This is a genomic window from Pseudoxanthomonas winnipegensis, from assembly GCF_004283755.1.
In the GTDB taxonomy this organism is placed as follows: domain Bacteria; phylum Pseudomonadota; class Gammaproteobacteria; order Xanthomonadales; family Xanthomonadaceae; genus Pseudoxanthomonas_A; species Pseudoxanthomonas_A winnipegensis.
Map to the genome: position 1 here is coordinate 495,288 of NZ_SHMH01000002.1, position 14,145 is coordinate 509,432.

Sequence of the window (14,145 nt, forward strand, 5' to 3'; positions counted from 1 at the left end):
ATGGGCGGACCAGCGGCACGGGTCACCATCAACGACGTCGCCCGCGCCTCGGGCACGTCGAAGAAGACCGTCTCGCGCGTGCTCAACGACGAGCCCAACGTGCGCGAGATGGTGCGCGCGCGCGTGCTGGCGGCGATCGCCGAGCTCGGCTATCACCCGCTCGCCTCGGCGCGCAGCCTGGCCACCAACCGCTCGTTCACGGTGATGCTGCTGTACGACAACCTCTCGCCCAGCTACATCATGGAAGTGCAGGCCGGCGTGCTGCAGGCCTGTCAGGCGCAGGACTACAGCATGATGGTGCAGCCGCTGGCCTACCCCGCGCCGGAGCTGGTCGAGCGCGTGCAGCACCTGCTCTCGCGCCATCGGCCCGACGGCCTGATCCTCACCCCGCCGCTGACCGACCATCCGCAGCTGCTGGCGCATCTGCGCGCCACCGGGCTGCCGTTCGCCTCGATCGCGCCGGGCGACCCGCAGGGCTGCATCGGCGTCATGCTGCGCGAACGCGAGGCGGCCGCGGAGATGGTCGATCACCTGGTGGCGCTGGGCCACCGGCGCATCGCCCACATCATCGGCGACCCGCGCCACGGCGCCGGAGTCTGGCGCCTGGCCGGCTTCCGCGATGGCATGCAGCGCGCGGGCCTGGAGGAGCGCGCGGACTACATGGTGCAGGGCCGCTTCTCTTTCGAATCCGGCGTGGCCGCCGCGCGCCGCCTGCTGGCGCTGGCCGACCGGCCCAGCGCGATCTTCGCCGCCGACGACGACATGGCCACCGGCGCCATCTGGGCCGCCGCCGAGGCCGGGGTGTCGGTGCCGCGCGAGCTGTCGATCTGCGGCTTCGACGACACCAACATCGCCACCCAGATCTGGCCGCCGCTGACCACCATCCACCAGCCGGTGCGCGAGATGGGCCAGTGCGCCACCGACCAGCTGCTGCTGCACATCCAGGGCCGGGAAGGCGCCAGCATGGTCGAGGTGGGCTACCAGATGCGCCTGCGCGCCTCGACCGCGCCGCCGCCGGACGCGCCCGGCTCCGACCCACGCTCCCGCCAGTGACCGCCGCCATGTCCGATCAGCCCGCATCGCCCCGCGCCTTCCACTTCATCTCCGGCCTGCCGCGCTCGGGCAGCACGCTGCTGGCCGCCATCCTCAACCAGAACCCACGCTTCAGCGCCGGCATGACCAGCCCGCTGGCCGACATCATGGGCCTGGTGATGGCCGAGGCCAGCAGCCGCAACGACTTCGCCTTCGACGTCAGCGATGCGCAGCGCGCCGCGCTGCTGCGCGGGCTGGTCGAGAACTTCTACAGCGTCAATGCGACGCCGCAGGTGGTGTTCGACACCAGCCGGCTGTGGTGCAGCCGCATGGGGCTGCTGGCCACGCTGTTCCCCGGCGCGCGGGTCATCGCCTGCGTGCGGCCGCTGGCCTGGGTGCTGGACAGCATGGAGCGCCTGGTGCGCGCCCAGCCGCTGAGCGTCAGCAAGGTCTTCCGCTACGACACCAACACCACGGTGTACTCGCGCGCGGAGGCGCTGACCGACCCGCGCGGCATGGTCGGCTTCGCCTTCCAGGCCACCAAGGAAGCCTTCTACGGGCCGCATGCCGCCCAGCGCCTGATGCTGCTCAACTACGACACGCTGGCGCGCGATCCGGGCACGGCGATGCGCGCGGTGTATGCGTTCCTGGGCGAGCCGTGGTTCGAGCACGACTTCGACCACGTGCACTACAGCGCCGACGAATTCGACGCCCGCGTCGGCATGCCCGGCCTGCATGCGGTCAAGCCGAAGATCCAGGCGATCGAGCGCACGCCGGTGCTGCCGCGCGAGATCTTCGCCCGCTTCGCCAACGAGTCGTTCTGGCTCGACCCCCGCAACAATCTCAACCAGGTCCAGGTGGTCTGAAGGCCGCGCGCCGCCGCGGCGGCGCGATTCCAGGCGGCGTGATTGCGGTGCAGGGCGCCGCTGCGGCGCGCCCGCACCGGGCGACGCTTACGCGGCCTGCTGCGCGGCGAGGATCTGCTGCTGGATCGCCTCGGCCGCCGCGCGCGGATCGCTGGCCTGGCGGATCGGCCGGCCCACCACGATGGCATCGGCGCCGGCGGCGAAGGCCTGCGCCACGTCCAGCACGCGCTTCTGGTCGCCCACCGCGCTGCCGGTCGGGCGGATGCCGGGGCAGACGATGTCGAAGCCGGCGCCGGCCGCCGCGCGCACCGGCGCGGCCTCCAGGCCCGAACAGATCACCCCGTCGATGCCGGCGGCCTGCGCGGCCAGCGCGCGCTGCACCACCACCGCCTGCGGATCGGCGTCGATGCCCATCGCGGCCAGGTCGCCGCGGTCCATCGAGGTCAGCACCGTCACCGCCAGCAGGCGCAGCTCGCCGCGGCGCGCCTGCGCGGCGGCCTGCATCATCGGCGCGTGCCAGCCGTGGATCGTGGCGAAGGTCACCGGCCAGCGCGACAGCCCGGCGATCACCCCGGCCACCGTGGCCGGGATGTCGAAGAACTTCAGGTCGACGAAGATCTTCTTGTCGCGCTTGGCCAGCGCGTCGAGCACGCTGAAGTAGTCGCCCGAGGCCAGCAGTTCCATGCCGATCTTGTAGAAGCTCACCGCATCGCCCAGGCGATCGACCCACTCTAGCGCCTGGGCGCCGGTGGGCTCGTCCAGGGCGACGATCAGGCGCTCGCGCGGCGCCAGCTGCAGCGCGCTCATGGCGCCACGTCCAGCTGCGCGCGCTTGGCGGCGCGGCGCGCCTCGCGCGGCTGCTGCCAGTCGTTGTTGAACAGCGCCGGCTCCCACGAGCCGTAGGTCGGGCCGGCCAGCATCCACCAGCGCTCGCCGAACCAGTCGCGGTACTGCGTCAGCAGCTTCTCGCGGTCGGCCTGTGTGTTGGCGACCACCTGCACGAAGTCGCCCAGCTGGTCGCCGAACTGCATCAGCACGCGGTACTTCTGCCCGGCCAGCTTGCGCCGGCAGTTCTTCTCGGTGCCGTTCTGCTCGCAGCCCGGCACGTTGGTGCCCAGGCCCAGGAACACGCTGTCGTCGGCCACCGGCAGGCCGACCGCCTTGAGGTTGGCGATGGTGGCGTCCTTGAGGTGCACGGCGCGGTTGGAGACGTACAGCAGGGTCACGCCCTTGGCGTTGGCGGCCTTGGCGAAGTCGACCACGCCCGGCACGGCCTTGGCCTTCTTCTCGGCCACCCAGCGGTCCCAGCTGACCTCGTCGTACTCGGCGTTGTCGCGGATCAGGCGCGCCTGGTAGGGCGAGTTGTCCAGCACGGTCTCGTCCACGTCCAGGATCACCGCCGGCTTCAGGCCGGTGGCGGCGTTGCCGCGCTCCTCCGGCACCAGCGCGTCCCAGTGCTTCTCCTTCAGCGCCGCGTCCAGGTGGTCCGCGGCGGCGCGATAGGTCTGGATCGACAAGGCCTGGTATTCGACCGAACGCTGCACCCACAGCACCGCGTTGAGGTTGTCGTCGGCCGGCGCGGTGGGCGTGGTCGGCACGGGCTGGGTCGCCGCGGCGGTGGCCGGGGCCGGCGTGGAGGCGGCCGGCGTGGCGGCCGGGTCGGTGCGCTTGCAGGCGGCCAGGGCCAGCACGGTGCAGAGGCTCAGGAGCAGCGGTCGGGTTGCGGTCACGTGAGAGGGATCGACGCGAAGGAGACCGGCAAGTTTACCGGCTGGCGGTGACAGCCTCACTTCGGCGCCGGCCGCGCGCGGCGGCTATCCTTGCCGGTCCCTTGAACCGTTCCCAGGTGCCTTGTGACCGACGCCGCCGACCTGCCCGTGCTCGACACCGCTCAGGCCCGCCTGCTGGGCTGCCTGATCGAGAAGGAAGCCACCACGCCGGATGTCTACCCGCTGACGGTCAATGCCGCGGTCTCGGCCGCCAACCAGAAGACCGCGCGCGATCCGGTCATGAACCTGCAGGCCGGCGCCGTGCAGCACGCGCTGCGCGCGCTGGAGGCGCTCGGCCTGGCGCGCCAGCAGTTCTCCTCGCGCGCCGAACGCTACGAACACCTCACCGGCAAGGCCTTCAGCCTGCCCAACCAGCAGGTCGCGCTGCTCGGCCTGCTGCTGCTGCGCGGCCCGCAGACCGCGGGCGAGCTGCTGGCCCGCGCCGAGCGCCTGGCCTCGTTCGCCGATGCCGAGGACGTGCGCCATCACCTCGAGCGCCTGGCCCATCGCGCGCCGGCGCTGGTGGTGCAGATCCCGCGCGGCCCCGGCCAGCGCGAAGACCGCTGGATGCACCTGCTGGCAGGCCCGGTGGACGTGGCGGCGATCAGCGCGCGCGTCGCCAGCGGCGCGGCCGGCGAGGGCGCGCCCAGCGCGCTGGAGCACCGCATCGCCGAGCTGGAGGCGCGCGTGGCCGACCTCGAGGCGCGCCTGGCGCAGCTGCAGCCGGCCGGGCCTGCGGTGCCTCAGCTGTCCTGAGCGCGCCGCCTTCGGCGTGACATTCCAGGACGCGCCCCGCGCGCTGCCCTCGGAATCGATCCAATGCGCACCCCTCTGACCGCCGGCGTCGTGCTGCTGCTGGCGCTGGCCGGCTGCGACCGCCCTCGGCCGGCCGCCGCGGCGGGCGACGCCGCGGCCGAGGAGGCGCTGCCGGACACGCCGGCCCCGCCGGTGACGGTCCGGGCCTCGTTCCAGTGCCCCAGGCCGGCGATCGAGGGCGAGCCGGCCCTGCCGCTGGACGCGCCGCTGAGCGCGCTGCAGCGGCTGATTTGCGCCCAGCCCGACCTGGCCCTGCTGGACCGGCGCGTGCACGAGGCCTATCTGGCCACCCGCCTGCGCAGCGGCGTGGACCGCGGCAACCTGGCCAAGCGGCAGACGCAGTGGCAGGCCGACCGCGACACCTGCCTGAGGGCGGCCGACCCGAGCGCGTGCGTGGACGAGGCCCTGCGCACGCGGCTGGTCGAACTGGCGCTGCAGGACCCGCAGACCGTGGCCGGCACGCGCGTGGCGTTCGTCTGCGAAGGCTCCGGCACGCCGTTGACCGCGGCGTTCTACAGCCGCTTCGACCCACCCTTCGCCGTGCTGGGCTTCGGCAAGCAGCAGGCAGTGGTGTTCCTGCGACCGACCAACGCCGGCCTCAAGTACGAGCGCAGCGGCGCCAACCTGTTCGTCCACCAGGGCCGGGTCGAGGCCGAGCTGTACGGCCGCACGCTGAACTGCGTGTTGCCGTCTTCGCCGTGGTTGCGGGCCCCGGCGCCGGCGGTGGCTGCGGCGGCTGGGGCTGGGGCCGAGCGAACCGAAGCGGCGCCGGTGGCGGGAACCTTACGCGCCGAAGCGGCGCCTGCGGGCGGAGCAGCTGCCGTCCAGGCGACGCCCGCGCCTGGAGCAGCGCCCATCCCAGCGGCGCCGGTGGCTGGCGCGGCATCGGCCAAAGTGACGCCTGGGGCTGGAACCGCATCGGCCAAGGCCGCGCCTGCGGCTGGGATGGTGTCGGCCGAAGCCGTTTCTGTCGCGCCTACCCCGCCCGCTGCGTCCGCCAGGCCCGCCATCCCAGCGAGGCCTCCCGCACCGGCGCTCACCGCGCCGACTGTCCCTATGGTGACGCCCGCCGCTGTGGCGACTCCGGCTTCTGCGGTCGCGGCCGCGCAGGGACCGCGCGCGACATCGCCGCAGCCCGCAGCGCAGCGCCCGTCGACGCCCGCTTCGACCTCGACTTCGACACCCAGATCTGCGGCTACCAAGCCACCCACCACCGCGATTGCCACCGCTGCGCCATCCAGGCCTGCGCCAGCGGCCGTGTCAGCCGCTGCCGGTGCGGCGAGTGCCCCCGCGCCGGTCCGCGCACCGCCGACAAGAGCGATCTCCGGCCAACCCCAGGCGCCGTTGCTCGCACTGGCCTCCAGGCCGGCACCGGCCGCCTCGTTCTCCGCACCCGCGTGGTCGCTACCAGTTTCAGCCGCTTCGCCTGTCGCAGGCACGGCGCCGACGGCCATTGCACAAGCCACGCCACGCCGCGCCGCTGTGCAAGCTCCAGTCCTGGTATCGGCACACCCAACGACACCCGCCCCAAGCAGAGTCCCGACGGTGCTGGCACAAGCCCCGGTGGCGCGTATCTCCGCATCACCATCATCACCATCACCATCACCATCAACAGCATCACCATCAGCACCCGCGCCATCCGCAGCGAAGGCGCCGGTGGCCGCAACGCCCGCAGTCAACACCAGTGCATTGCCGAAGCCTGCGTCCCCGCTGCCTGTCGCCGCACCCGTTGCCTCGGCCGCCTCGCCGATGGAAGCGCGTGCGAGTGGCGCAACTGCCGCGGCGATGACAACCCCCAAACCGTCCAGGGCGGCCGTTAATGCGGCCGCCGCCGCGGCTACGGCCGCGTTGATCCAGCAGGTGCTGGCCGAAGTGCAGGCTGGCTCGGCCGAAGCCGCGCGCGCCAGGTCTGCACCTGCTGCTGTACCGAGCGCGGCCGCGGTGTCGTCTACCGCGCCGACGCCGACGCCCGTGCAGGCCGAGCCTTGAAGCCGCCGGCAGCGTCGGTGTCGTCGTTCGAAAGCCTCGGAAGCGAAAAGCAAAAGCACCCCTCCCCGGCCCTCCCCTTCGCCTTCGGCGAAAGGGAGGGGGCAAAGCGCCGGCAGGCCAAACAGGACTGAGCCCAGGAGCAGACAGCCCGCAGCTCAACGCTCCGTTACTTGCGCGCAGCGCAGCTCGAAGTCGCGGCTAACGACTGACGCGGAGGGAGCCGGGGCTTTCTCAATTGGCTAGAAGCCCGCGGCGGAATACCCCCTCCCTTGCGCGCAGCGCAGGGGAGGGCTGGGGAGGGGTTAGGGGCTTTCCCGATAGACCAGGAGCCAGCTGCGTTGTGCCCCTCCCTTGCGCGTAGCGCGGGGGAGGGGTCCGTGCTTTCCCATCAAACGTCAGCAACAATCGCGCTTCGTCGTTACCGTCAAAGCGCGAGCCCGGTGGCTATCACATTGGGACGTTGAAGACACTGAGTTGCTGTCTTCTCAGAAGCGGAACGGCTCGTGACGTCAGCGCCACGTCTTAGCCTTGCTCAACGTCGCGACGTCTCAACATCACGCCGCTCCCAACCCCACCCCCACTAATCATCAAACAACGCCTGGATCGCAGCCAGTCCCGCCTTGGCGCGCTCCTGCTTGTGCGCCGCGTCGGCCACCGGATCGGCGCCGTCGCGCTGCAGTTCGGCCGCGGGCAATTCGTCGAGGAAGCGGCTGGGCTGCAGGCGCATCAGCTCGCGGAACTTGCGCGTGGTGCGGCTGTGGCTCAGGTACAGGCCTTCCTTGGCGCGGGTGATGCCCACGTACATCAGCCGGCGCTCCTCCTCCAGCGAGCCTTCCTCCAGCGCGGTCTCGTGCGGCAGCACGCCGTCCTCGCAGCCGACGATGAACACATAGCGGAACTCCAGTCCCTTGGCCGCGTGCAGGGTCATCATCCGCACCTGGTTGCCGCCGTCGTCCTTGTCGTTGCGCGACAGCAGCGCCAGCTGCGCGGCCAGGTCGCCTGCGCTGGCGCCGCGCGGGCCGCCGCCGAACCAGTCCGCCAGCTCGTCCAGGTTGGCCTTGCGCCGCTGGAACGAGGCCTCGTCCTTGGACTGCACGCGCAGGTCGGCCAGCAGGCCCGAGCGCTCGGCCAGCAGCCGCACCAGATCGGCCGCCGAGGTGCGCGGCGCCTGCTCGCGCAGGCTGCGCAACGCGTCGTTGAAGCTGGCCAGGCCGTTGGCCGCGCGCGGCGGCAGCGCCTGCAGCGCGCCGGTGATCTCGGCCACGCGCGCCATCGGCAGGTGGCGCTGCTGGGCCATCTCGGCCAGGCGCGCCAGCGAGGTCGCGCCGACCTCGCGCTTGGGGTTCTGCACCGCGCGCAGGAAGGCCGCATCGTCGTCGGGATTGGCCACCAGCCGCAGCCAGCTCAGCGCGTCCTTGACCTCCTGCCGGTCCAGGAACGCGGTGCCGCCGGTGAGGTGGTAGGGGATGCGCAGCAGCTGCAGCGCCTTCTCGATCACCCGCGACTGGAAGTTGCCGCGGAACAGGATGCAGAACTCGTTCCACGGCACCTGCTTGGCCGCCTGCAGGAAGGCGATCTCCGCGGCGACCTTCTCCGCCTCGTGGTCGTTGTCGCGGCATTCCCACACGCGGATGCGCTCGCCATCGGCCTGGTCGGACCACAGCTGCTTGAGGTGCTCGTGCGGGTTGTGCGCGATCAGCGCATTGGCCGCGCGCAGCACGCGGTTGGAGCAGCGGTAGTTCTGCTCCAGCTTGATGATCTCCATCTGCGGATAGTCGCGACCCATCTGCAGCAGGTTTTCCGGGTTGGCGCCGCGCCAGGCGTAGATGCTCTGGTCGTCGTCGCCCACGCAGGTGAAGTCGCCGCGCGGTCCGGCGATGGCCTTGAGCAGGCGGTACTGCGCGTCGTTGGTGTCCTGGCACTCGTCCACCAGCAGGTAGCCGATGCGCTCGCGCCAGCCGGCGGTGATCTCGGCATTGCCTTCCAGGATCTGCACCGGCAGCCGGATCAGGTCGTCGAAATCCACCGCGTTGAAGCTCGCCAGCCGCGCCTGGTAGCGCGCGTACAGCGCGGCGGCCTCGACCTCGCGCGGGCTCTTGGCCAGCTCGGCGGCGGCCTCGGGCGAGAGGCCCATGTTCTTGGCGCGCGAGACCAGCGACTTCATCAGCTCGATCGCGTCCGGCTTGGCGCCCGGCATCAGGTCCTTGATCTGCGCGGCCGAATCGTCGGCGTCGAAGATGGAGAAGTTGCGCTTCAGCCCGGCCGCGGCGTGCTCGATCTGCAGGAACTTCAGCCCCAGCGCATGGAAGGTACAGATGGTCAGGCCTTCGGCCGCGTCGCCCTTGACCCGCTTGGCCAGGCGCTCGCGCATTTCCTTGGCCGACTTGTTGGTGAAGGTGATCGCCGCGATGCGCTTGGCCGGCATGCGCTTTGATGCGATCAGGTGCGCGATCTTCTCGATGATCACGCGCGTCTTGCCGCTGCCCGCGCCGGCCAGCACCAGCAGCGGGCCATGGACGTGCAGCACCGCGGCGCGTTGCGGGGGGTTGAGGAAATCCATGGGTCCAAAGCGTTACGAGAAACGAGGAAGGGCAGGAGCGTTCCCGCTGCGGGTATTCTCTCATCCCTTGAGGCGCGACCGCTGTCGCGCGTTCCTCGGCCCTTCCTCCTCGTTCCTCGCCTCATGGCCAAGCTCTACTTCTATTACTCGGCAATGAACGCCGGCAAGACCACCACGCTGCTGCAGTCGGCGCACAACTACCGCGAGCGCGGGATGCGGGTGCTGATCCTGACGCCGCGGCTGGACGATCGCGCCGGCACGGGCGTGGTGGCCTCGCGCATCGGCCTGCGCGCGGAGGGCAGGGCGTTCACGGCCGAGGACGACCTGCTGGCCGTGGTCGATGCCGACATCGCCGCGCACGGCGCGCTGCACTGCGTGCTGGTGGACGAGGCGCAGTTCCTCAGCCGCGCGCAGGTGTGGCAGCTGAGCGAGGTGGTCGATCAGCGCCGCATCCCGGTGCTGTGCTACGGCCTGCGCACGGATTTCCGCGGTGAGCTGTTCGAAGGCAGCCAGGCGCTGCTGGCCTGGGCCGACGAGCTCAGCGAGATCAAGACCATCTGCCACACCGGCGCCAAGGCCACCATGACCGTGCGCGTGGACGATCAGGGGCGCGTGGTCCAGGACGGGCCGCAGGTGGAGATCGGCGGCAACGAGTCCTACGTCTCGGTCAGCCGCGCCGAATACAAGCGGATCACCCGCGGCGAGTCGTCCATGCAGCCGCTGCAGGCGCCGCTGCCGCTACCCGAGTAAGCCGCCGGGACAGGCCCTAGCGGTTGCCTGCCAGCAGGCGCGCGTTGCAGGCCCGGGCGATGTCGTCGATCTCGCGGACCAGCGTGCCGCCTTCGGGCTGGGCGTCGTGCAGTTCGTCCTGCAGGGCCTTCAGCTCGGCGGCCGAGGACGGCGCGGCGCCGTCGCAGCGCGATTCGGCCAGGTAGGCGCGGGCGCGCCAGACCAGGCGCTGGGTCTCGCTGGTGTCGATGGGCAGCCGGGTCATGGCCGCCAGCGCCGCCTGCGCCGGCGCGGTCTGGCCCAGCCGCGCCCGGTTGCGGGCCTGGGCCAGCACGGCGCTGCGCTGGCGCAGCGGCATCGCGGTCTTGGCCGCGGTCAGCCGCACAGCGCTGTCGAACCACGGCGCGGCCTGGTCCGGCGTGCCGGCGTCGGCCAGTGCCTGGCCGATCATGCGGTCGGCCTCGCCGACGATCTCGGACTGCGCGCCATAGCGCTCGACGCGCAGCTGGCGGCAGGCCTGGAACGCGCCCAGCGCCTGCTCGGGGTGGCCGGCGGCCAGCTGCGCCAGGCCGATGTTGAAGAGCCCGCCATGCAGCAGCCCCTCGTTGCCCGGCGCGCGCCAGATGGCTACCGCCTGTTCGATATTGGTCAGCGCCTGGGCGCTGTCGCCGCGCTCCATGGCGATGATGCCCAGGCTGTTCCAGGCCAGGCCGGTGTTGCGATGCTGTGGGCCCAGCCGCCGCTGCACGTTGGCCAGCAGGGTGCGCGCCTGGCGCTCGGCCTGGGCGTAGCGTCCGCGGTCCACGTCCAGCGCCATCAGATAGGCGCGCAGGTTGCCCACGGTCGGGTGCTGCGGGCTGTAGAACGCCTCGGCCAGGGTCAGCGCGCGGTTGAAGCTGGCCTGCGCCGCGTCGGTCTCGCCACGCAGCCGCTGGGCCGCGCCGAAGCCGCGCAGCACGTCGATCTCCAGCGCTGTGTCGCTTTGGCCGTGCAGCTGGGCCAGCGCCTGGCGGTACAGCTCGAAGGCCGCCGGCTCGTCGCCGCGGTCGGTCGCCGTCTGCGCCAGATCGAGCAGGCTCTGGGCCTGGTTGGTCGGCAGCCCGGCCAGCCGCTGGCGCGCCAGCACCTGCTCGAACAGCGTCCGGGCCTCATCGCGTCGGCCGATCTGGCGCAGGCAGCGCGCGTACTGGGACAGGAACTCGTTGGCGACGCCCTGTTCGGGGCCCCGGCGCGACTGGGCCAGCGGTTCCAGCGGGCCCAGCACCGCCACGCACTCGGCGCCGCGGTCCAGCTGGGCCAGGGCGCGGCCGCGCTGGGTGGCCAGCTGCAGGCGCAGCTGCGCGGGCGGGTCGGGCGTGGCGTCCAGCAGCGCCTGGCCGCGCCTGAGCAGGGCCAGGGCCTGTTCGTAGTCGCCCAGGCCCAGGCGCAGGCGGCCGACCACGGCCAGCAGCTCGGCATGCGCCAGCGGCTGGCCGGCCAGCTCGCGCTCGCCGCGCGCCACGCCGTCCTCCAGCAGCTTGCGCGTGTCCAGCGCATCGCCGCGCGGGGCCGCGCCGGTGTTGTCGAACAGGCCGATCACGAAGTTCTGCATCGCCTGCGCGCGCTGCGCCTCGCGCATGGCCTCGCGCGCCTGGCGCAGGCTGACCGCCGCCGCGCCGACCAGCACGAAGATCGTCAGCGAGGCGGCCAGCAGCCACCAGCGCTGGCGCGTGGCGTACTTGCCCAGGCGGTAGGCCAGGCTCTGCCGCTGCGCCTGCACCGGCAGGCCTTCCATGTGCCGCCCCAGGTCGGCCGACAGCGCCTCGACCGACGGATAGCGATCCTCCGGGCGCTTGGCCAGCGCCTTGAGCACGATGCGGTCCAGATCGCCGCGCAGGCGCCGCGCCTGGCGGTGCGCGTCCAGGCCGACCTCGCCGGTCTCGCTGGCGCTCAGCACCATCTGCGAGGGGCGCTGCGGGTCCACCGCGATGATGGCCTGCTCCCACTGCAGCGGGTTCTCGCCGCGCAGCCGATAGGGCTTGTGGCCGGTCAGCATCTCGTACAGCACCACGCCCAGCGCGTAGACGTCGGTGCGGGTGGTGACCGGCTCGCCGCGGACCTGCTCGGGCGCGGCGTAGTGCAGGGTGAAGGCGCGCAGCTCGGTCCTGGCGACCGCGCCGTCGGGCGTGTCGAGCAGCTTGGCGATGCCGAAGTCCAGCAGCCGGGTCTGGCCGTGGACGGTGACCATGATGTTGGAGGGCTTCAGGTCGCGGTGCACGATCAGGTTGGCGTGCGCGTGGCTCACCGCCTGGCAGACCTGGCGGAACAGCGCCAGCCGCGCCTCCAGCGCCAGCCCGTGCTGGCGGCAGTAGTCGGTGATGGGCAGGCCTTCGACGTATTCCAGCGCCAGGTAGGGCTGGCCCTGGTCGCCGACGCCGGCGTCCAGCAGGCGGCCGATGTGCGGATGCTCCAGCCGCGCCAGGATGTCGCGTTCGCGCGAGAAGCGCAGGCGCAGGCGGTGGTCGGCGAAGCCCGGGCGCAGCAGCTTCAGCGCCACCCGCCGCTGGTAGCCGCCCTCGGCGCGCTTGGCGCGCCAGACCATGCCCATGCCGCCTTCGCCCAGCACGTGCTCGAGCACGTAGGGGCCGATGCGCGTGCCCGGGCGCAGGGTGGGCTGAGGTTCGTGCAGCGGCGGCGGGAAGTTGTCGTCGGCATCCTCTTCCAGCGCCAGCAGCGCGGCCAGCTCGTCGGCCAGCGCCGGGTCCAGCTGCCGGTGACGGGACAGCTCCTGCTCGCGCTGCGCCGGACTCATGTCCAGCAGCAGGTCCAGCAGGGGCGACAGGCGCTGCCAGCGCGCGGGATCCATGGGTCTTGGGCTCGCGCGCTACTCGTCCTGCATCGCCGCCAGCAGGAACAGCCGCGCCTTCTGCCAGTCGCGGCGCACGCTGCGCTCCGAGCGCTGCATCAGCTCGGCGATCTCCAGCTCGGACAGGCCGCCGAAGTAGCGCATCTCCACCACCTTGGCCAGGCGCGGGTCGGCATCGGCCAGCCGGTCCAGCGCGGTGTTGAGCGCCAGGGTGGTCTCGTCCAGGCGCAGCAGGTTGCTCTCCACGTCCTCCGGGATCTCGGCCACGCGCTTGAGGTCGCCGCCGCGCTTGCGCGCCAGCCGGCTACGGGCGTAGTCTACCACCACCGAGCGCATCGCCGAGGCGGCGTAGGCGAAGAAGTGCGCGCGGTCGTCGAAATGCGCCGCGCCCTGGGCGCCGAGCAGCTTCAGATAGGACTCGTGCACCAGGGCGGTCGCGTCCAGGGTGTGGCCCTGCTGGCCGGCCAGCTGGCGCCGCGCCATGCCGTGCAGCTCCTGGTAGAGCGTGGCCAGCACGCGGTCCAGCGCGGCGCGGTCGCCGCCGCGCGCCGAGTCCAGCAGCAAGGTGATATCGGTACCGACTTCCATGCGTCGACATCCTGAGTCGATCCCCACGAGGTCCGACTATAGCCGGTGGAACCGGAATAGCACAGAATTTTCGTTACTTTTCCGCTACCGCTGGCAGCGCGGGCACCACACCGTGGTGCGCTGGCCGATCTGTTCGACCTTCAGCGCGGTGCCGCAGCGCTTGCAGGGCTGGCCCTGGCGCCCGTAGACCCACAGCTCCTGCTCGAAATAGCCCGGCGCGCCGTCGGGGCTGATGAAGTCGCGCAGCGTGGTGCCGCCGCGGGTGATGGCGTAGGTCAGGACGGCCTTGATCGCCGCGGCCAGGGCCTCGTAGCGCTCGCGCGAGACCTTGCCAGCGGCGCGCAGCGGGTGGACGCCGGCGCTGAACAGGCTCTCGGCCGCGTAGATGTTGCCCACCCCGACCACGATGCGCTGGTCCATCAGGAAGGTCTTCACCGAGGCGCTGCGGCCGCGGCTGCGCGCGAACAGGTAGTCGCCGTCGAAGTCCTCCGACAGCGGCTCGGGCCCCAGCCCCTGCAGCAGCGGATGCACGCTGCCCGGTTCCTGCCACAGCAGGCTGCCGAAGCGGCGCGGGTCGTTGAAGCGCAGCACCCGGCCCCCGTCCAGGGCCAGGTCGACGTGGTCGTGCGCCTTCACCGGCGTGGCCGCCGGCAGCACGCGCAGGCTGCCGCTCATGCCCAAGTGCAGCAGCGCGCTGCCGGCCTGGGTGTCCAGCAGCAGGTACTTGGCGCGGCGGCGCACCGCGTCGATGCGCGCGCCGGGCAGGTGGGCGCGGACCTGCGGCGGGATCGGCCAGCGCAGGTCGTCGCGCCGCTGCAGCACCGCGCGCACCACCGCGCCCTCCAGGTGCGGGGCCAGGCCGCGGCGCGTGGTTTCGACTTCGGGCAGTTCGGGCATGGCGGGGCGCGCGAGGGGCAGGGCGGACTAGGCAAGATGGGTCTGCAACCCGCC

Annotated in this window: 11 protein-coding genes; 5 read left to right on the plus strand and 6 right to left on the minus strand. The window is 72.0% G+C overall.

Features of this window, described 5'->3' with window-relative positions; translation table 11 throughout:
- Together EAT51_RS05555 and EAT51_RS05560 are read left to right on the plus strand one after the other, a co-directional pair.
- Positions 1-1,053, plus strand: coding sequence for a LacI family DNA-binding transcriptional regulator (locus EAT51_RS05555; protein ID WP_130514876.1), 1,053 nt, complete (start codon positions 1-3; stop codon positions 1,051-1,053).
- An 8-nt stretch (positions 1,054-1,061) separates the two neighbouring features.
- The gene (locus EAT51_RS05560) at positions 1,062-1,898 is read left to right on the plus strand and encodes a sulfotransferase family protein (RefSeq protein WP_130514878.1); all 837 of its coding nucleotides are present in this window, start codon (positions 1,062-1,064) and stop codon (positions 1,896-1,898) included.
- A gap of 87 nt (positions 1,899-1,985) precedes the next feature.
- On the opposite strand, the gene pyrF is transcribed toward EAT51_RS05560, so the two are convergent.
- Together pyrF and EAT51_RS05570 are read right to left on the minus strand one after the other, a co-directional pair.
- Complete coding sequence (gene pyrF / locus EAT51_RS05565) at positions 1,986-2,705, minus strand: orotidine-5'-phosphate decarboxylase (RefSeq protein WP_130514880.1); 720 nt, start codon at positions 2,703-2,705, stop codon at positions 1,986-1,988.
- The gene (locus tag EAT51_RS05570; RefSeq protein WP_205953460.1) at positions 2,702-3,628 is read right to left on the minus strand and encodes a 5'-nucleotidase, lipoprotein e(P4) family; all 927 of its coding nucleotides are present in this window, start codon (positions 3,626-3,628) and stop codon (positions 2,702-2,704) included. Before EAT51_RS05570 ends, pyrF begins: the two co-directional genes overlap by 4 nt.
- Before the next feature lie 123 nt (positions 3,629-3,751).
- Between EAT51_RS05570 and EAT51_RS05575 the strand changes: the two genes are divergently transcribed.
- Positions 3,752-4,423, plus strand: a complete 672-nt coding sequence (locus EAT51_RS05575) for a YceH family protein (protein ID WP_130514882.1) — start codon at positions 3,752-3,754, stop codon at positions 4,421-4,423.
- A gap of 63 nt (positions 4,424-4,486) precedes the next feature.
- Positions 4,487-6,472, plus strand: coding sequence for a lysozyme inhibitor LprI family protein (locus EAT51_RS05580; protein ID WP_165422683.1), 1,986 nt, complete (start codon positions 4,487-4,489; stop codon positions 6,470-6,472).
- 580 nt (positions 6,473-7,052) lie between these two features.
- On the opposite strand, the gene EAT51_RS05585 is transcribed toward EAT51_RS05580, so the two are convergent.
- Positions 7,053-9,032 (minus strand): UvrD-helicase domain-containing protein, encoded by a 1,980-nt coding sequence (locus tag EAT51_RS05585; protein ID WP_130561380.1) that lies wholly within the window; start codon positions 9,030-9,032, stop codon positions 7,053-7,055.
- A 123-nt stretch (positions 9,033-9,155) separates the two neighbouring features.
- On the opposite strand from EAT51_RS05585, the gene EAT51_RS05590 reads away from it, so the two are divergent.
- Positions 9,156-9,782 carry a thymidine kinase gene (locus EAT51_RS05590; protein WP_130514888.1) on the plus strand — a complete coding sequence of 209 codons (627 nt, stop codon included), beginning with the start codon at positions 9,156-9,158 and terminating at the stop codon, positions 9,780-9,782.
- 16 nt (positions 9,783-9,798) lie between these two features.
- On the opposite strand, the gene EAT51_RS05595 is transcribed toward EAT51_RS05590, so the two are convergent.
- From EAT51_RS05595 to mutM, 3 genes are all read right to left on the minus strand, one after another.
- Positions 9,799-12,606, minus strand: a complete 2,808-nt coding sequence (locus EAT51_RS05595) for a serine/threonine-protein kinase (RefSeq protein WP_130561381.1) — start codon at positions 12,604-12,606, stop codon at positions 9,799-9,801.
- 18 nt (positions 12,607-12,624) lie between these two features.
- On the minus strand, positions 12,625-13,194 hold the full coding sequence (locus EAT51_RS05600) for an ECF-type sigma factor (RefSeq protein ID WP_130514894.1): 570 nt from the start codon (positions 13,192-13,194) through the stop codon (positions 12,625-12,627).
- A gap of 84 nt (positions 13,195-13,278) precedes the next feature.
- Positions 13,279-14,091: a bifunctional DNA-formamidopyrimidine glycosylase/DNA-(apurinic or apyrimidinic site) lyase gene (gene mutM / locus EAT51_RS05605; RefSeq protein ID WP_130514896.1), complete on the minus strand. Its 813-nt coding sequence runs from the start codon at positions 14,089-14,091 to the stop codon at positions 13,279-13,281.
- Between the last annotated feature and the right edge of the window lie 54 nt (positions 14,092-14,145).